The organism is Mesorhizobium sp. WSM4822, assembly GCF_055811155.1.
Window position 1 is genome coordinate 147,941 of sequence record NZ_JBVVQM010000004.1, and the last position, 18,401, is coordinate 166,341.

Here is an 18,401-nt window from a genome sequence, read left to right on the forward strand (position 1 = left end):
CCGCTTACGCTTGCGTCAGCGGATACTGCTCTTTCAGCGTCTTCAGCACTTGGTCGCCCGGCATCGGGGCGCCGAACATGAAGCTCTGCACATATTCGCAGCCCATCTGACGCAATTCCAGCGCATCGCTCTCGTCCGAAATGCCTTCGGCGACGACGGACAGACCGAGCTCGTGCGCCATGTTGACCATTGATTTCAGCAGCACCGCGCGCTTGGGCGTGTTGTCGTCGACGAAGCTCTTGTCGATCTTGATGGTGTCGAAGGGGAAACGCGTCAGGTAGGCCAGTGAGGAGTAGCCGGTGCCGAAATCGTCCAGCGACAGGCCGATGCCGAGCTGCTTCAGCTTGGTCAGCACATGGGCGGTCTGCTCGGGATTGTCCATGACGAGCGATTCGGTGAGCTCCAGCCGGAAGCAGCGCGGCTTCAGATTGGCCCGCGCGATGACCGAGCGGACGTCGCTGACCAAGTCGCGGCGGATCAACTGGCGGCTGGATAAATTGACCGAGACCGACAGCGGCGCGTCGCCGATCTGTTTTTGCCAGCTGGCGAGATCTTCCGCCGCCTGCTGCATGGCAAACAGGCCGAGCTGCACGATAAGACCGCAGCTTTCGGCTACCGGGATGAAATCCGCCGGCGGGATCATGCCGCGGCGCGGGTGGTCCCAGCGCAGCAGCGCCTCGAAGCCGGCGACACTGCCGTCCTCGAGCCGCACGATCGGCTGGTAGGCAAGCGTGAATTCGCGCCGCTCGATGGCGCGGCGCAGGTCGGATTCGAACTGCAGCCTGTCGGTGCCGACAGTGCGGAAAGCCGGACGGAACGGCTCGATCCTGTCGCCGCCGAAGCGCTTGGCCTGGTGCATGGCAAGCTCGGCATCCTTGACCATGTCCTCGGCCGACATCTGCGGCGAATTCCAGGTGATCAGCCCAATCGACGCGGTCAGCACGATCTCGCGCTTGGCGAAGGTGATCGGGTTGTTGATGGCATGCTTTATGGCATCAGCGACCGCAGCGATGCGGGCCGGGTCTTGTTCGGACAGCAGCATCAAAGCGAACTGGTCGCCGGCAAAGCGCGACAGCGAATCCTTCGGCTTGAGCAGCCGGTGCAGGCGGCGCGCGATGGTCAAGAGGATGGTGTCGCCGGCCGAGATGCCGAGCCCGTCATTGACCTGCTTGAAACGGTCGATGTCGATGACGAAGACGGTCGGCCGCACCTTCTCTTCGGTGCGCGCGATCGAGATGATCGCTTCCAGCCGGTTCATCAAAAGTTCACGGTTCGGCAGGCCGGTCAGATTGTCGTGCACGGCGTCGTGCAGCAGCCTTTCCTCGGACTTTTTCTGCTCGGTCACGTCGACCATGGTGCCGACGCAGCGGATGACTTCGCCGTCCGAGCCGATGACCGGGCGTGCGCGCAGTGAAAACCAGTGATAGTGGCCGTCGGCGCCGCGCAGGCGGAAATTCTGCGACACCCGGCCGCGCCGGTGTTCGAGCACCACGTCGAGCGTCGTGCGGAACGTGTCGCGGTCGTCGGCATGCAGCACCGGCAGCCAGTTGCGGGCCGCGCCGCCAAGGCTGTTCGGTGCCAGGCCGAGCTGGATGCTGACATCGGGCTTGGTGACGACGCGGTCGCGCAGCACATCCCAGTCCCAGACCGTGTCGCCCGATCCGGCCACCGCCAGCGCCTGCCGCTCGAGGTCGGAGAACAGGCCCTGGTGCAGGGCGCCGCCGGCAAAGGCGTGCTGCATCACTGTGAAGCCGATCAGAAGGATGATCAGGATCAGCCCGCCGCCCAGGGCCGGCTGGGCAATGTCGTTGTCGAGCATGCCGGTGATCGCCATCCACGATCCGCATAGCCACAACAGCACCATGACCCAACTGGGCACCAGCATGATGGCACGGTCGTAGCCGCGTATGCCGAGGAAGATGATCAGGCCAAGCCCGGTCAGTGCGGTTGCGGCGAAGGACAGCCTGGCGATGCCGGCGGCAACCGCCGGATCGACGATCGCGACCCCGGCGATCAGCACCAGCCCGAGAATCCAGACCAGTGCGCCGTAGCTGAAATGGCCGTGCCATCGGTTGAGGTTGAGATAGGCGAACAGGAACACCACGAAGGTTCCAGCCAGCGCCACCTCCGTTCCCGCCCGCCACATCTGCTCATTGCCGGGCGAGATCTCGATGACCTTGTTGAGGAAGCCGAAATCGACACAGATATAGGCCAGTACCGCCCAGGCAAGCGCGGCGGTCGCGGGGAACATCGAGGTTCCCTTGACCACGAAAAGAATGGTGAGGAACAGCGCCAGCAAGCCTGCGATACCGATGACGATGCCGCGAAACAGCGTGTAGGAATTGACCGAGTCCTTGTAGGATTCCGGATCCCAGAGGTAGACCTGCGGCAGCTTCGGCGAGGCCAGTTCGGCGATGAAGGTGATCACCGTGCCGGGGTTCAGCGTCACCCGGAAAACGTCGGCATCGGGGCTGGTCTGGCGGTCGAGCGCGAAGCCCTCGCTGGGCGTGATGGCGGCGATGCGGGTCGAGCCGAGATCCGGCCAGAAGATGCCGGAATTCACCAAGCGGAAATGCGGTGCGACGATCAGCCGGTCGAGCTGCTGGTCGGTGGTGTTGGCGAGCGCGAAAACAGCCCAGTCGCCGGTCGAACGGGCATCATTGGCCTCGACCTCGATGCGCCGCACGATGCCGTCCGGACCCGGCGCGGTCGACACCTGGAAATTCTCGCCCTGGTTCCGGTAGATCTCGACGGCGCCGGAAAGGTCGAGCGCGACGTCGTCGCGGGCGATCTTGATCGGCTCCACGGCGAAGGCCGACGATGCCGCCCACAGCGTCAGGAGTGTCGCGAGGACAAAGGCGAACAGCGACCCGTTTCGCAGGAAATTCGTCAAAAATCAGTCCTTCGTTCCAACGCCCGGCGGATCGTCCGCGATCCGGGCGTAGAGGTAGTGGTCCTGCCAGATGCCGTTGATCCTGAGATAGGATCGCAGCAGTCCTTCGCGCCGAAATCCGGCTTTTTCAAGCACGCGGATCGACCTGATGTTGTCGGGAATACAGGCCGCTTCGATCCGGTGCAACCTCAGCGTATCGAAGGCGAAGCGGGCCACCACCTTGACCGCGTCGGTCATCAGGCCGCGGCCGCCGAAGCGCTCGCCGATCCAGTAGCCGACATGGCCGCTTTGCGAGACGCCATGGCGTATGTTGCCGAGCGTGATGCCGCCAGCAAGCTTGCCGCTGCTCCTCTCGAAGATGAAGAAGGCGATTGCGGTTCCTTGCGCATAATCTTCGCGGTAGCGGCTGATGCGCAGCCGCCATGCGTTGCGGTCGAGTTCATCGGGAGTCCAGCGTGGCTCCCAGGGTTCGAGGAAGGCGCGGCTTTCGCCGCGCACCGCCGCCCACTCGCGGTAGTCGTTGGTGAACGGCACGCGCAGCGTGACGCGGTCGCCTTTCAGCGCCGGCAGGTCGCGGCGAAAGAAAGGGAGCGCGAACACGACGCTTCGAGGGGCTTAGACGGCGAGCTTACGGGCCGTGGTCTGCGTGCCTGCGAGCGATTCGAGGATCGCCTCGTATGGCGCCAGTGTGCCCACAGGCCCGACAGCGGTAAGCGTCGGCTTGGTCGAGAACAAACGCGACGATAGATCGGTCAGCCGCTCGACCGTCAGCGCCGACAGCCGTTCCATCAGTTCCTCCTTGGCGATCGGCCGGCCGAACAGAAGCAACTGCCGTGCGATCTGCGAAGCGCGGCTGGCCGGGCTTTCGGCTGACATGATCAGTCCGGCGCGATATTGGGCGCGCGCCCGGTCGAGTTCTTCCTGCAGGATTTTCTCGCCGGCCTTCTGCAGTTCGTCGATGATGACAGGCACCAGTTCGGCGATGTCGCTTTGGCCGGTTGCGGCATGGACGCCGAAGACGCCGGTGTCGGAAAAGCCCCAATGGAAGGCATAGACCGAATAACACAGGCCGCGCTTCTCGCGGACCTCCTGGAACAGGCGCGACGACATGCCGCCGCCGAGGATCATCGAGAGCACCTGCGAGGCATAGAAGTCGCGCACATGATAGGCCCGGCCTTCGAACCCCAGCACGATCTGCGCGTCCATCAGGTCGCGGTCCTCACGGAAGTCGCCGCCGACATATTGCGCATATTGCGGGATGGTGCTGTCGGCCTTGCTGCGGAAGCCGCCGAGTTGCTTTTCGACCTCGCGCACGAAATTGTCATGCTTGATGTCGCCGGCGGCGACAATCACCATGCGCTCGGCGCCATATTGCCGCTCGATGAAGTCGTGGAGTTGCTTGGAGGTGAAGGATTTGACCGTTTCGGGCGTGCCGAGAATGGAGCGTCCAATCGTCTGATGGCGATAGGCGGTTTCCGTGAAACGGTCGAAGACGATATCGTCGGGGGTGTCGTGCGCGGCGCCGATCTCCTGCAGGATCACATGCTGTTCGCGCTCGAGTTCCTGCGGGTCGAATTCGGACTCCTGCAGGATGTCGGCAAGAATGTCGACGGCCAGCGGCACGTCGTCGGAGAGCACCCTGGCATAGTAGGAAGTGGTTTCGACGCTGGTGGCGGCGTTGATCTCGCCGCCGACGTCCTCGATCTCCGAGGCGATTTCGAAGGCGCTCCGCCTTTTCGTGCCCTTGAACGCCATGTGTTCGAGCAGATGGGCCATGCCATGCTCGTCCTCACGTTCATTGCGGGCACCCGACTTGACCCAGGCACCAAGGGCAACCGATTCGATGCTTTGAAGGGTTTCGGTGGCGACTGTCAGGCCGTTCGACAGACGGCTTACCTCAACACCCATATGGCTAGTACTCCTTAACGCGCCGCCCGCGCGCGGCGGCCGACATAATCTTCCACCATTTTCAGGTCGGAGGGAAGTACCGTGTATTTTTCCTCCGATGTCATCAACCCACCTAGCCACGCGGGCAGTGCGGGCGACACGCCGCTGGCGGCTTCGACGGCGGCCGGGAATTTTGCCGGGTGCGCGGTACCCAGCACCACCATCGGCACGGCGCCTGACGCCTTGCCCGCAGCGACATGCACAGCTGCCGCGGTGTGCGGATCGAGCAGATAGTTGCTGGCCGCGAGCGTCGAGCGGATGGTGGCGGCGACCTCGTCCATATCAGCCCGGCCGGCGTCGAATTCCGACCGCATCCCGGCGATTTGCTGGGGTTCGATGGTGAAAGCGCCGGACTGCTTCAGACCGTCCATGTAGCGCCGCACGGTCGCCGCGTCACGGCCGGAGGCCTCGAACAGCAGGCGTTCGAAATTGGACGACACCTGGATATCCATCGACGGCGACGTGGTCGCAAAGACGCCCTTGGTGCGGTATTCGCCGGTCGAAAAGGTGCGCGCCAGGATGTCGTTGTCGTTGGTGGCGATGACCAGCCGCTCGATCGGCAAGCCCATCTTCTTGGCGGCGTAGCCGGCGAAGATATCGCCGAAATTGCCGGTCGGCACGGTGAAGGAGACCGGCCTGTCCGGCGCGCCGAGCGACAGCGCCGAGGAGAAATAATAGACGATCTGGGCCATGATCCGGGCCCAGTTGATCGAATTGACGCCCGAAAGCGCCACACGGTCGCGGAAGCCGTGATCGTTGAACATGTCCTTGAGCAGTCCCTGGCAATCGTCGAAATTGCCTTCGATCGCCAGCGCATGGACGTTTGCAGCCGTCGACGTCGTCATTTGCCGCTGCTGCACCGGCGAGACGCGGCCATGCGGGAAAAGGATGAAGATGTCGGTCCGGCTGCGACCGGCAAAGGCATCGATGGCCGCCCCGCCGGTATCGCCCGAGGTGGCGCCGACGATGGTGGCGTGCTGGTCGCGTTCGGCAAGCACATGGTCCATCAGCCGGGCCAGAAGCTGCATTGCCACGTCCTTGAAGGCGAGCGTCGGCCCGTGGAAGAGTTCCAGGATGAAGGTGTTGGGGCCGGTCTGCACCAGCGGGCAGACGGCCTCGTGGCGGAAGGTGGCATAGGCTTCGCGCACCAGCCGCTCGAAAACGGAGGCCGGGATTTCGTCGCCAAGGAACGGCGACAGCACGCGGATGGCAAGGTCGGGATAGGCAAGGCCGCGCATGGCGCGGATCTCGGCGGCGGAAAACTGTGGCCACTCGCGCGGCACGTAGAGCCCGCCGTCGCGCGCCAGCCCGGCCAGCACGGCGTCGGAAAATCCGAGAACGGGGGCTTCCCCGCGGGTACTCACATAGTGCATGTCACAATTCCGTTACTGCTTGGCTTTTCCATCCACCGCAAGGTGGTTAATTTCTGCGCTGGCTCAGTCGCATTTTTGCCGTGCGGTTGATATACGTCACCAGCTTTGCGAGAGGGAAGTGCAGTTTCATGGCGTTTCGTACATTCAGTGGTCGCTTTTTGGCGGGTCTTGCGCTCACCGGCTTTATGCTTGCCGCCGCCGGCTGCCAATCGGGCGACAATGGCATCCTGAACCTCGGCATAGGCAAGAAGGAGGACCCGACGGCGCCACCGCCGCCCCAGGATCCCAAGATACTGGCCAGCCAGTTGCAGGCCTATTGCCCTCGGGTGACGGTGCGCGACGGCACGGCTTTTTTCAATACCTATTCCAGGGAAGCTCAGAAGCCCAAGCCCAGGATCAAGAAGACCGGCGACGCCGCGCAGGATGCCGCGGCCCAGGCCGACGCCGACGCCGCTGCTGCAACTCCGCCCGACGAATCGGCCAACATCATCTACCAGGCATCGGTCAGCGACGTGACACGCGACTGCAGCCGTGCCAACGGCCAGTTGACGATGAAGATCGCGGTCGCCGGCAAGATTGTCCCCGGACCGAAGTTTTCTCCAGGCACCATCACCATGCCGATCCGAACGGCTGTGATGCATGGCACCGAGGTCCTCTACTCGCAGCTCCACCAGTATCAGGTCCAGGTCACCGATCCTTCGGTTGCCACGCAGTTCGTCTTCACCGATTCCAATGTCGTCGTGCCCGAGCCGACGGCGCAGGATTATCAGGCCTTTGCCGGCTATGACGAAACCGCGCATCAGGCAACGGCCGACAAGCCGAAGAAGACCCGCCGCAAGAGGGCTGCCGCGACGAACTAGGTCTCGGCAGTTGCATGAGGCGTGCGTCGCGGCGCACGCTTCTCAGGCGTCCGACCATTCCGACAGCGCCGCGATCACGCTTTTCAGCTCCGCCCAGCGGCGGATCACCGTCTCGGCGCCGGCCTCGGTGAGCGCGTCGGCATGGCCGGGATAGCTGTGGGCGGCTCCGGTGAAGCCGATCACCCGCATGCCCGCCGCCCTTGCGCCGTGGACGCCGTGCACGGAATCCTCGATGACGAAAGTGTTCCCCGGGTTGGCGTTGAGTTTCTCCGCCGCGAACAGGAACACGTCCGGCGCCGGTTTCGTTTTCCCGGTCGGTGTTTCCATCGCCGAAAAAATCCGGTCGGCGAAAAACGGCAAAAGATGCACCTTCTCCAGCATGAATTCGATCCGCTCGGAGCGTGAATTCGAGCAGACGCAGCGCGGCACGGTTACCGCGGCAACGGCCTCGCGCGCGCCATCGATGGCGCGGACGTCGCTGCGCAGTTTGCGGTCGACCAATTGTTCCTCCCTGTCGATCAGAGAGGCCTGGAAGGGGATGCGGGACTTTTCCTCGACCCGCAGCATGATGTCCTTGAAGGTCAGGCCGGCATAGCTCTCCGAAATCTCCTCAGCCGATATCTCGTATCCTGCCAAGGTCAAAAGCTCGGCGTCGACACGGGCGGCGATGATCTCGGAATCGACGAGCACGCCGTCGCAATCGAAGATGACAAGGTCTGGCTGGGGCATGGTGATCCGGACAATGGGAGGGCGAAGTGGCCTCGGAAGGCTCAGGCGGCGCGGCATACACCAACAGGGCCGCCTTCGCAAATTCGCCCCACCCGTCCCTTGGCCTTCACGGAATATTTACGCTGATCGGTAACCATAACCAGGAGTAAACAGTAACGCGTGCCCTGGGTGTCAGAATGTCTGCCGTGCGTCTTCTCGACGAGCTATCCCACGCTCCCCAGCAATCCGAATGGCTGGACACGATCCTCAAGGGCGACTGCGTCGCCGCGCTCGACCGGCTGCCCGAAAAATCGATCGACGTCATCTTCGCCGATCCGCCCTACAATCTGCAGCTCGACGGCGACCTGCACCGCCCCGACCAGTCGAAGGTCGACGCCGTCGACGACGAATGGGACCAGTTCGAGAGTTTCGAGGCCTATGACGCTTTCACGCGGGCCTGGCTGCTGGCGGCGCGCCGGGTGCTGAAACCCAACGGCACCATCTGGGTCATCGGCTCCTATCACAACATCTTCCGTGTCGGCGCCAAGATGCAGGATCTCGGCTTCTGGATCCTCAACGACGTGGTCTGGCGCAAGACCAACCCGATGCCGAATTTCCGCGGCCGCCGCTTCCAGAACGCGCATGAGACGATGATCTGGGCCACCCGCGACCAGAAGGGCAAGGGCTATACCTTCAACTACGAAGCCATGAAGGCGTCCAACGACGATATCCAGATGCGCTCCGACTGGCTGTTTCCGATCTGCACCGGCGGCGAGCGGCTGAAGAACGACAATGGCGACAAGCTGCATCCGACGCAAAAGCCGGAAGCGCTGCTTGCCCGCATCATGATGGCCTCGACCAAACCGGGCGACATCGTGCTCGATCCCTTTTTCGGCTCCGGCACCACGGGCGCGGTGGCCAAGCGTCTCGGCCGCCATTTCGTCGGCATCGAACGCGAGCAGGCCTATATCGACGCCGCCAACGAGCGCATCGACGCGGTGCGGCCACTGGATGGCGCCGATCTCACCGTGCTGACCGGCAAGCGCGCCGAGCCGCGCGTTGCTTTCGTCAGCCTGATCGACACCGGCCTGATGATGCCGGGTGCGACGCTCTACGACGCCAAGAAGCGCTGGGCCGCCAAGGTGCGCGCCGACGGTACTGTGGCGATCGGCGACAGCGCCGGTTCGATCCACAAGATCGGCGCCGAAGTGCAGGGGCTGGATGCCTGCAACGGCTGGACCTTCTGGCACTATGAGCGCAGCGGTGGCCTGACCCCGATCGACGAGCTGCGCCGCATCGCGCGGCTCGGCATGGAGCGGGCAGGGGCCTGAACCCCTGCCAATTGCTTCGAATGCCGTTGATTCAAAGGCTCAACGGATCGCGCGAAGTGATTCAAATCAGGCCTTAATTCCGAGACGTTCGAGGTCTGCTTGAAGCGCCTTTGCATCGGTGAACAGCACCGATTGCCAGCCTGCCGCCTTGGCGCCATCGACATTCTTCTGGCTGTCATCGATGAACAGCGTGGCCGCCGGTTCGAGGCCGAATGCGGCGACGTGGTGATCGTAGATGCCGCGATCCGGCTTGATCATGCCGATTTCGCCCGAGATGGTGACGCCGCGTGGACGATTGAGGAAATCGAAGCGCTCGCGGGCCTCGGCCAGCGTGTCGCTGGCGAAGTTGGTCAGCATGGTCACGTCGTGGCCGCTCTCGATCAGGCCGAGCATGATGGCGACACTGTCGTCATAGGCATGTGGAACCATCTCGTGCCAGTGGCGGCGGAACCCGCGGATGTTTTCCGCGTGATCGGGATGGTCCGCGATCAACAGCGCCTCAGCCTCTTCCCAGGTCCGGCCACGATCCTGCTCGATGTTCCAATCATGCGTGCAGACATTGTCGAAAAACCACTTTCTCTCTTCGGCATCCGGAATGAGGCGGCTGAACGGAATGTTGGGATCGTAGTGGATCAGCACTCTGCCGATGTCGAAAACGATGTGGCGTATTTCAGTCATGGGGCCTCTTTGCACTGTGTGGCGACGGCTTTTTCGTCGCGCCGGGTATCGCAGCCTCGATTGCCTTTTTCATGACAGTCGGCAGCGCCTCGCCGGAAATCTCGTGAGCGAGCGACCAGAAATGCCCGTCTGGCGCATCACCTTTGATGTGAGCGTGAAAGACTTCGAGTTCGAGAGCGAAATGCGTGAAGACATGCGCAATGCGGCCCGCATGCCGCCAGTCGGCAGGAAAGGGCGCGGCCGCTTCCGTGGTTGCCCCATCGATCCGCGCGGTCCAACCCGTCGTCGGCACCTCGGTCATGCCGCCGAGCAAACCCTTCTCCGCCCGTTTGCGCAGAAGGATGGCGCCGTCGGCCCGCACGGCGACAAAGGCCGCGCCGTGCCGCTGCGGCTTGTCGGCCTTGGGCAGGCGCACCGGGAAGTGCTCGGGATCGCCTGAAACGACCGCGCTGCAGTCTTCGCGCAGCGGGCACAGCATGCAGCGCGGCCGGCGTGGCGTGCAGATGGTGGCGCCGAGATCCATCATCGCCTGGGCGAAGTCGCCAGGCCTTGTCCCGGGCACCATGCGCTCGACATGGGCACGGATTTCGGGCTTGGCTTCGCTCAGCGGGGTTGCGATCGAAAACAGCCGGGAGATGACGCGTTCGACATTGCCGTCGACAACGGCGGCGGGACGGTCGAAGGCAATCGCCGTGATGGCCGCCGACGTATAGGCGCCGATGCCTGGCAGTTCTCTCAAAGCCGTTTCCGTGTCGGGAAACCGGCCGCCACGCGCGGCCACAAGATCGGCACACGCCTTGAGATTGCGGGCGCGGGAGTAGTAGCCGAGCCCGGCCCAGGCCTTCATCACATCCTCCGCCGGCGCCGCGGCCAGCGCCCCGACATCGGGCCATTTCTCGACGAAAATCCGGAAATAGGCCTTCACCGCTTCGACGGTGGTCTGCTGCAGCATGACCTCGGAGAGCCAGATACGGTAGGGATCAGGCCGCACGCCGCGCGCATGCTCACGAGGCGTGATGCGCCACGGCAATTCACGGTGATGCACATCGTACCAGCCTAGCAGGCGGGACGCGATATGCCCGGATGCAGCTCTGCTGCTGTCCTCGGATGTGGCTTTGCCACTATCCCAGGATACGGTCTTGCGGGTCTGGTCTGCTGGTGCCATTGATCTGTATCGGCCTGGCCGCTATCTGCTGGGGTCGTGGCTGGAGGACGTACATGGCAGGCAGAACGCCCTACGGCAATCCCGTCCCGGTCAGCGATCTCGCGACCAGGATCCTCGATCCGGTGCTGCGCAAGCGGGCTGGCATTTCGATCGGCCTCGTCCAGTCATGGGACGAGATCGCCGGCCCGCGGCTGGCCAGCCATTCGCGCCCCGAAAAAATCCAATGGCCGCGCCGTATGCATGAGGACGATCCGTTCGAGCCGGCCGTGCTGGTCATTGCCTGCGAAGGCATGGCGGCACTTCATCTGCAGCACGAGACGGGCGAGATCATCAACCGGGTCAACGCCTTCCTCGGCTTCACCGCCATCAATCGCATCAGGATCCTGCAGAAGCCGGTGACAACCGACAAAGGAAGGCGCAAACCGGCCCTGAGGCCGCTGACGGCGGCTGAGAAGACGAAATTGTCGGGAACTGTCGGCCTCGTTGACAATGATGAACTGCGCGCCTCGCTGGAGAAACTTGGCGCGACCATTATCGGGGAGAGAAAATCATAGGCGTCTTGAAGAAAGTCATGGATTCGTAGTCAATATCTCGCATTCGTGATCGCCCTTGTCAGGTTTCGCGATTGGATTGGGGATCGAGATGCCTTAATTCGCGCCAACTCTCGCCTTTTCGTGTCTTTGCATTGCAAAATCCAACCCTTGTCAGGTGATTCGTATGAACCGTCCCCCGTTTGGCCAAAGCTTGTCTCGCAGAAACGTCCTGTCTTCGCTGGCCGCCATTCCGGCGGTGGCCCTGCTCGCCGCCTGCAGCGACTCTGGCGAGGAGGCGAAGGCCGCGGATGTGAAGCCTGCGGCCCCGGCCGCCCCCGCGACGCCGGCCACGCCGGCCGCCGCCACCGCGCCGGAAGCCCAGGGCACCGTGGACATGGCGGAATTGATGAAGCCGGGTGCGCTGCCCGACAAACAGCTTGGCAAGGACGACGCCAAGGTCACCATCGTCGAATACGCCTCGATGACCTGCCCGCACTGCGCGCATTTCGCCGAGACCACCTTTCCGGACCTGAAGACCAAGTACATCGACACCGGAAAGGCGCGCTACATCCTGCGCGAATTCCCGTTCGATCCGAGTGCCGAAGCCGGTTTTATGCTGGCGCGCTGCGCCAAGGACAACTACTACCCTATGGTCGACGTCCTGTTCAGGCAGCAGGCGAACTGGGCTGGCGTTCAGAACACCAAGGATGCACTGCTGCAAATCTCGAAGCTCGCCGGTTTTACACAGGAGTCCTTCGAGGCCTGCTTGACGGACCAGAAACTTCTGGACGATGTGAGATCGGTCCAGAAGCGTGGCGCCAATGAATTCAAGGTCGACTCGACACCGACCTTCTTCATCAACGGTAAGACCTACAAGGGGGCGATGTCGATTGAGGAAATGTCGGCCATCATCGACCCTCTGCTCTGACGTCCAGTCAGCCCTGAGGCGGCGGCGCTTCGGCGTGCGCGGCTTCCTGTCGTGCCGCGAATTCTCATCGCAAAACCACGGTAATCCGCTTAGTGGGCGGCGCGAATGAAGTTTTCGCGCCTTCGCCTCCTCGGTTTCAAGTCCTTCGTCGAGCCCGGCGAGTTCGTCATCGAACGCGGACTGACCGGCATTGTCGGGCCGAACGGCTGCGGCAAGTCGAACCTTGTCGAGGCGCTGCGCTGGGTGATGGGCGAAAGCTCCTACAAGAACATGCGCGCGTCCGGCATGGACGACGTCATCTTTTCCGGCTCGGGCACGCGCCCGGCACGCAACACCGCCGAAGTCACACTTTTCCTCGACAACAGTGACCGCTCGGCGCCCGCTGCCTTCAACGATGCCGACGAATTGCAGGTGTCGCGCCGCATCGAGCGTGAGGCCGGCTCGCTTTACCGTATCAACGGCAAGGAGGCCCGCGCCAAGGACGTGCAGCTTCTGTTCGCCGACCAGTCGACCGGCGCGCGTTCGCCGTCGATGGTCGGTCAGGGCCGCATCGGCGAACTGATCCAGGCCAAGCCGCAGGCACGCCGCGCGCTGCTCGAAGAGGCAGCAGGCATTTCCGGCCTGCACACCCGCCGCCACGAGGCAGAACTGCGGCTGAAGGCGGCCGAGCAGAACCTCGAACGACTGGACGACGTCGTCGGCGAGCTGGAAAGCCAGATCGAAAGCCTGAAGCGCCAGGCGCGCCAGGCCTCCCGCTTCAAGAACCTGTCGGCCGATATTCGCAAGGCCGAAGCGACGCTCTTGCATCTGCGCTGGACGCTGGCCAAGACCCAGGAAGGCGAGGCGCGTTCGGCGCTGGCGGTTGCGACAGCCCTTGTCGGCGACCGCGCCGCGGCCCAGATGGCCGCTGCCAGGGAGCAAGGTATCGGCGCTCACCGGTTGCCGGATTTGCGCGACGCGGAAGCCGCCGCCGCCGCTGCCTTCCAGCGCCTGTCGATCGCCAAGTCGCAGATCGAGGAGGAAGCCGGCCGCATCCGCGCCCGTCAGAGCGAACTCGAGCGCCGGCTGCAGCAGCTCGACGGCGATATCGCACGTGAAGAGCGCATGGTCCGCGACAATGCGGACATTCTCGAGCGCCTTCGCACCGAAGAGGCAGCACTCAATTCGGAAAATGCCGGCGCCGCCGAACGCGAAGCCACCACCCGTGCGGCGTTCGAACAGGCGGCGTCGACGCTTTCGCAAAGCGAAGCCAAGCTCGCCGCGCTGACCGCCGAACGGGCCGAGGCTGCCGCCTCGCGCAACCAGATCGAACGGACGCTGCGCGACACCGCCGAACGCCGCGACCGCTTCGCGCGCCAGCTTGCCGATGTCGACCGGGAATTGTCGGAGATACTCTCCAAGGTCGCTGGCCTGCCCGATCCGGCCGAGAAGCGGGTGTTGGTCGAACAGGCCATGGCGCTGCTGGAGGAGGCCGAGGCTGCGGTGTCGGAGACCGAGCAGTCGGTCATCGATGCCCGCGCCACGGAAAGTTCTGCCCGGCCACCGCTTCAGGATGCCAGGGCCGAGCTGGCGCGGATCGAAACCGAAGCGCGCACGCTGGCCAAAATCCTGAATGCAGCCAGCGGCGATCTCTTCCCAGCCGTGCTGGAGCAGATCAGCGTCGATCGCGGTTTCGAAACGGCGCTGGGTGCGGCCCTTGGCGAAGATCTCGACGTGCCGCTCGACCGCAGCGCGCCGGTGCATTGGGGCGAAAGCGCGATCCAGCCTGGCGACGCGGCTTTGCCGGAAGGCGTTAAAAGCTTGGCCAGCGTGGTCCACGCGCCGGCACAGCTCGCCCGCCGCCTGGCGCAGATCGGTATCGTCGATGCCGCCGGCGACGGCCGCCGGTTGCAGTCGCTGCTTGCTCCCGGCCAGCGGCTGGTCAGCCATGAAGGCGCGCTCTGGCGCTGGGATGGCTTTACCGCAAGCGCCGATGCGCCGACCGCCGCAGCACAACGGCTGGCGCAGAAGAACCGGCTGGCTGAGCTCGATGCCGAGGCGATACAAGCGACGCTCGTCCTGCGCCAGGCCGAGGATGCGCTGGGAGAGGCTGAACAGGCGCTCCGCCTGGCAAGCGAGGCCGAGCGCAACACGCGCCAGGCCGGTCGTGACGCTCAGCATCGGCTGGACGCTGCCCGCAATGCGCTGGCCGAGGCCGAAAGGGCCGGTGGCGAATTGCAGAGCCGGCGCGCCGCACTCGATGAGGCACGCGCCCGCATCGTCGACAGCCATGAGGAGATTTCGGCCGCCTTCGCCGAGGCGGAAATGCTGCTGCAGGACGCGCCCGATCTTGGCGATCTGCAATTACAGCTCGAACAGTCCTCGGCCAATGTCGCCCGCGACCGCGCCGCGCTTGCCGATGCGCGCGCGGTGCATGAGGGGCTGCGGCGCGAAGCCGAGGCGCGCGCGCGCCGGCTCGATGCCATTGGCGCCGAGCGCAGCAATTGGCTGGAGCGGGCCGAAAACGCCTCGACGCAGATCGCATCGCTCGGCGAACGCAGAGCCGAGGCCGAGGCCGAACGCGAGCGGTTGGCCGATGCTCCCGATGAAATCGACGCCAAGCGGCGTGCCTTGCTGTCGCAGCTCACCGAGGCCGAGAGCTTGCGCAAGGCGGCGGCCGACCGTCTGCAGGAAGCGGAGAACCGGCAATCCGAAATGGACAAGGCCGCCACCGGCGCCATCCAGTTCCTGGCCGAGGCGCGCGAGACCCGCGTTCGCGCCGAGGAGCGGCTGACCGCGGCCGACGAGCGCCGGCTGGAGGTCGAGGCGCGCATACAGGAAACGCTGAACACGCCGCCGCATCTGGTCATCCGCCACACCGGTCTGGAGGCCGACAGCCCGATGCCTGAGATGGCCGAGATCGAGCGTCAACTCGACAGGCTGAAGATCGAGCGCGAACGGCTCGGCGCCGTCAATCTGCGCGCCGAGGAGGAGCAGAAGGAGCTATCCGATCGGCTGGAGGCGATCGTCTCCGAGCGCGAGGACATCATCGAGGCGATCCGCAAGCTCAGGCAGGCGATCCAGAGCCTCAACCGCGAAGGCCGCGAGCGGTTGCTGGCCGCCTTCGAGGTCGTCAACGGCCATTTCCAGCGGCTGTTCTCGCATCTGTTCGGCGGCGGCACGGCGGAATTGCAGCTGATCGAATCTGACGATCCGCTCGAGGCTGGCCTCGAAATTCTTGCCCGCCCGCCCGGCAAGAAGCCGCAGACCATGACGCTGCTGTCCGGCGGCGAGCAGGCGTTGACGGCGATGTCGCTGATCTTCGCGGTGTTCCTGACCAATCCGGCGCCGATCTGCGTGCTCGACGAAGTCGACGCGCCGCTCGACGACCACAATGTCGAACGCTTCTGCAATCTCATGGACGAGATGGCGGCCACCACCGAGACGCGTTTCGTCATCATCACCCACAATCCCATCACCATGGCGCGCATGAACCGGCTGTTCGGCGTGACCATGGCCGAGCAGGGCGTCAGCCAACTGGTGTCGGTGGACCTGCAGGCGGCCGAGGCGATGCGCGAGGCAAGCTGACCCAGGTCGCGCTGCCTGCGAAGGGGCCGCTCCGGAGCAATTCAGGAAAAGTGTGCAAGCGGTTTTCGCCCGGCAAAAAATGTCAGGGCCGCGGACTGTGCCTGTGCGAATGATGCTTGGCCGAGGACCAGACGAAATAGAGCGATCCCAGTTTTAGCACAGGCACCCTGCGATCCCGCTCGCGATCACGCAGTTCGCGGTAGGTCTTCACCTTCAGTGTGCCCCCCGGCAATCTGATTCGCAAAGCCATGATGCATAGAGCTTACGTGCTTTCTCCAGTCGATGGAATGTTCATTTCAAGCTCATCGTCAGTATTCGAGCTCTTGGAGGGTCGATCGGGAATTGTACTGGGCCACCAGATGACGAAATATTTGCCAAACTGCCAGACCGGGACTTCGCCCTTGTGCTCCCGTCGCCGCAACTCATGACGTTGCTTGACCTTCAACACGCCACCCGGAAGCCTGATCTTGATCGTCATCGTCCCTCAATACTGATGGCGCGCTTCCTGGGTGCCGCGCCCGAAAAACCGCCCACTCTCGGATCGGACCGTTGCAATCCGATTTCGCCGAGTCAATGGAGCCGGGGGCGAACTCCTCTGGCTATCGGCCCCGTGCACAAAGGGCTTGAGAACAGGCTCAACCTCTGCGCCGCAAGATCCAGTTCACACAGATCACGGCCACGAGGCCACAAGCGATGCCGACGCAATCGGCAACCCAGTCGGACACGTCCAGATCACGTCGTATCAGCGCCGTGCCCTGGAGGACCTCGATCGCCGCTCCAACAACTGCAAGGAAGACGATCAGCCTGACCTTGCGATCAGGCCAGCCGAGCCCTCCAAGGAAAGTCATGACGGCAAAGGCGCTGGCGTGATTCAGCTTGTCGTAATGGAAACCGATATCGATCCCGTACTCCTCGAGTCCGGGTATAGGCACCAGTGCAAGGACAAGAACAGCGACAAGCGTGCTGAAAAAAGCAATCCGTTCGGCGGCTGGATGAAGTCTCATTCTGCTCCAATCTGTGCCTGCCCGCCGCGAAGGTCGAAACCGGCTCGGTATTGGCGGTTCAGGCTGAAACTCAGATCGACGGCGTTGTCTTTCAAAGCCGCAATTTTTGCTTGAGCCTTTTCAGCCAGGTCTGTTCCGCCTCATCCTGGTCTTGATGCGCCGGGACATAGCGCGGCGTTGCCGCCGTTCAACGGATCCCCGTCTGCGTCTCGTTCAAAGAGTGGAGTGCTGAAAAGGGCTCCGCATGGGCTTTCACCATTTCGCTCATTAGAATATCCGCGCCAGTCATCAGGGGGATCAAGGTTTCCGCAAATGTGTATGTTTTGATGCCATAAAGCCACTTCAGGTAGAGAAGGGCAGCTGACGTGCCGGAGACGCACCCAACAATGTTCATCCGGGATACGACAAGCTCTATCGGGTATATGTGCGGAAGGTTCGCCTCCATGATCCTGGTGCTGGCGTCGGCTGTCACATTGCCGATGGTATCCAGCAATTCGGGGAAGAAGGGCGTGCTTATTCTGGGATGTTCCTTCCAGACGACGTCGTATCCTCTCTCAACGATCTGCTCCGCAATGCGTCTATAGATCGCCGCCTCTTGCGCGTACGACATTATGCCGTTTCGCGACAATGCCTGGCCGAGCAGCAGGAGCCGTGGGTTGGCTGACGCACGGCAATGTTCATTGCCGCCGGAAAGCGCATCCCTGCAGGCTTCATCTATTACGTCGCGCATCAGCGAAGCGCCGACCTGGAATCTTGGTACGTTCTCCAGAGCATCGTGAATGGGGATTTCGTGGAGCAAAGAATAAAACTTTGTCACCCGTCTCAGATGGTGTCTTTCTATCTTGTCGGCCGCTTTCCTCAGTCGGAACGCCGGTGAAATTGTAGAGAGTCCTGCAATCAAGGCTCCGGTGATGCGCCGTCTAAACCTGGTGCCTGGCGGCCATGACATGGTTGAAATTTCGAATGGAAGGTATGACGTCAAGCCATCCTCATACAAAACGATCTTGGCTTCTGGGTATGAGTCCAGCAGTATTTTTTCCGATGGCCGGTTAACGAAGCAGGCCCAGATTTCAACCGCGGAACTCGCGTCGATGCCAATTGTGTCTCGGATCAGACGATGGATCCGGAAAATTTGCAGTTGCCCATATTTACGCTCGGACGTCAGAAGGTCGTATGCCCATATGATCCGTTTCCAGGTCCATACTGTAGACGCAAGTTCAGCAAGACCGGTCTTGAAATGCTCGGAAACGCCGGCCGTTTCATAGAGCAGAAGGTAATCCTCATGCTCCTCACCCGCCGGGAAGCTTCCATCCATTGTTGACTGGCGAAGAGAGGCAACCAGGCTGAGCAATTGCCAGCTGCCAAAGACGCAGCATATTCGAACTGGCAATTTAAGGTCTCCAGATAGGATGGA

15 protein-coding genes are annotated in these 18,401 nt (G+C 63.0%); 5 read left to right on the forward strand and 10 right to left on the reverse strand.

From position 1 onward, the window contains the following. Nucleotides 1-4: 4 nt before the first annotated feature. Genes AC0L3E_RS11470 through thrC form a run of 4 tightly spaced genes read right to left on the reverse strand, consistent with a single transcriptional unit; the run spans nucleotide 5 to nucleotide 6,213 of the window. Nucleotides 5-2,893 (reverse strand): EAL domain-containing protein, encoded by a 2,889-nt coding sequence (locus AC0L3E_RS11470; protein WP_127270311.1) that lies wholly within the window; start codon nucleotides 2,891-2,893, stop codon nucleotides 5-7. A 3-nt stretch (nucleotides 2,894-2,896) separates the two neighbouring features. Next, the gene (locus tag AC0L3E_RS11475) at nucleotides 2,897-3,493 is read right to left on the reverse strand and encodes a GNAT family N-acetyltransferase (RefSeq protein ID WP_127412055.1); all 597 of its coding nucleotides are present in this window, start codon (nucleotides 3,491-3,493) and stop codon (nucleotides 2,897-2,899) included. Nucleotides 3,494-3,508: 15 nt separating this feature from the next. Further along, entirely contained in the window at nucleotides 3,509-4,801 is a 1,293-nt protein-coding gene (locus AC0L3E_RS11480) for a M16 family metallopeptidase (RefSeq protein ID WP_127290840.1), read from the reverse strand. Nucleotides 4,802-4,815: 14 nt separating this feature from the next. Further along, nucleotides 4,816-6,213 carry a threonine synthase gene (gene thrC / locus AC0L3E_RS11485; RefSeq protein WP_256745779.1) on the reverse strand — a complete coding sequence of 466 codons (1,398 nt, stop codon included), beginning with the start codon at nucleotides 6,211-6,213 and terminating at the stop codon, nucleotides 4,816-4,818. 128 nt (nucleotides 6,214-6,341) lie between these two features. Here thrC and AC0L3E_RS11490 point away from each other — a divergent pair, with 128 nt between their 5' ends. Then, nucleotides 6,342-7,073, forward strand: a complete 732-nt coding sequence (locus AC0L3E_RS11490) for a hypothetical protein (protein ID WP_256745778.1) — start codon at nucleotides 6,342-6,344, stop codon at nucleotides 7,071-7,073. A gap of 42 nt (nucleotides 7,074-7,115) precedes the next feature. Here the strand turns inward: AC0L3E_RS11490 and AC0L3E_RS11495 are convergent, their stop codons facing one another. Further along, entirely contained in the window at nucleotides 7,116-7,802 is a 687-nt protein-coding gene (locus AC0L3E_RS11495; RefSeq protein WP_128308335.1) for an HAD family hydrolase, read from the reverse strand. 176 nt (nucleotides 7,803-7,978) lie between these two features. On the opposite strand from AC0L3E_RS11495, the gene AC0L3E_RS11500 reads away from it, so the two are divergent. Next, nucleotides 7,979-9,112 carry a site-specific DNA-methyltransferase gene (locus tag AC0L3E_RS11500; RefSeq protein ID WP_127268824.1) on the forward strand — a complete coding sequence of 378 codons (1,134 nt, stop codon included), beginning with the start codon at nucleotides 7,979-7,981 and terminating at the stop codon, nucleotides 9,110-9,112. A gap of 66 nt (nucleotides 9,113-9,178) precedes the next feature. On the opposite strand, the gene AC0L3E_RS11505 is transcribed toward AC0L3E_RS11500, so the two are convergent. Both AC0L3E_RS11505 and mutY read right to left on the reverse strand, forming a co-directional pair. After that, nucleotides 9,179-9,790, reverse strand: a complete 612-nt coding sequence (locus AC0L3E_RS11505) for an HAD family hydrolase (RefSeq protein WP_127319723.1) — start codon at nucleotides 9,788-9,790, stop codon at nucleotides 9,179-9,181. Next, nucleotides 9,783-10,955, reverse strand: coding sequence for an A/G-specific adenine glycosylase (gene mutY / locus AC0L3E_RS11510; protein ID WP_473604806.1), 1,173 nt, complete (start codon nucleotides 10,953-10,955; stop codon nucleotides 9,783-9,785). The genes AC0L3E_RS11505 and mutY overlap by 8 nt, the downstream gene beginning before the upstream one ends. 53 nt (nucleotides 10,956-11,008) lie before the next feature. On the opposite strand from mutY, the gene AC0L3E_RS11515 reads away from it, so the two are divergent. From AC0L3E_RS11515 to smc, 3 genes are all read left to right on the forward strand, one after another. Then, nucleotides 11,009-11,509 (forward strand): DUF721 domain-containing protein, encoded by a 501-nt coding sequence (locus AC0L3E_RS11515; protein ID WP_127268827.1) that lies wholly within the window; start codon nucleotides 11,009-11,011, stop codon nucleotides 11,507-11,509. A gap of 163 nt (nucleotides 11,510-11,672) precedes the next feature. Further along, a complete protein-coding gene (locus AC0L3E_RS11520; RefSeq protein ID WP_127268828.1) occupies nucleotides 11,673-12,416 on the forward strand; it encodes a DsbA family protein in 744 nt (247 codons plus the stop codon). Nucleotides 12,417-12,521: 105 nt separating this feature from the next. Next, complete coding sequence (smc, locus tag AC0L3E_RS11525; RefSeq protein ID WP_473604807.1) at nucleotides 12,522-15,983, forward strand: chromosome segregation protein SMC; 3,462 nt, start codon at nucleotides 12,522-12,524, stop codon at nucleotides 15,981-15,983. Nucleotides 15,984-16,245: 262 nt separating this feature from the next. Here smc and AC0L3E_RS11530 read toward each other — a convergent pair whose 3' ends face one another. The 3 genes from AC0L3E_RS11530 to AC0L3E_RS11540 all read right to left on the reverse strand — a co-directional run bounded on the left by AC0L3E_RS11530 (nucleotide 16,246) and on the right by AC0L3E_RS11540 (nucleotide 18,377). Next, nucleotides 16,246-16,461 carry a hypothetical protein gene (locus AC0L3E_RS11530; RefSeq protein WP_127268451.1) on the reverse strand — a complete coding sequence of 72 codons (216 nt, stop codon included), beginning with the start codon at nucleotides 16,459-16,461 and terminating at the stop codon, nucleotides 16,246-16,248. A gap of 157 nt (nucleotides 16,462-16,618) precedes the next feature. Then, a complete protein-coding gene (locus AC0L3E_RS11535) occupies nucleotides 16,619-16,987 on the reverse strand; it encodes a VanZ family protein (RefSeq protein WP_127810991.1) in 369 nt (122 codons plus the stop codon). A 187-nt stretch (nucleotides 16,988-17,174) separates the two neighbouring features. Next, nucleotides 17,175-18,377 carry a polysialyltransferase family glycosyltransferase gene (locus AC0L3E_RS11540; RefSeq protein WP_245470021.1) on the reverse strand — a complete coding sequence of 401 codons (1,203 nt, stop codon included), beginning with the start codon at nucleotides 18,375-18,377 and terminating at the stop codon, nucleotides 17,175-17,177. Nucleotides 18,378-18,401: the final 24 nt, after the last annotated feature.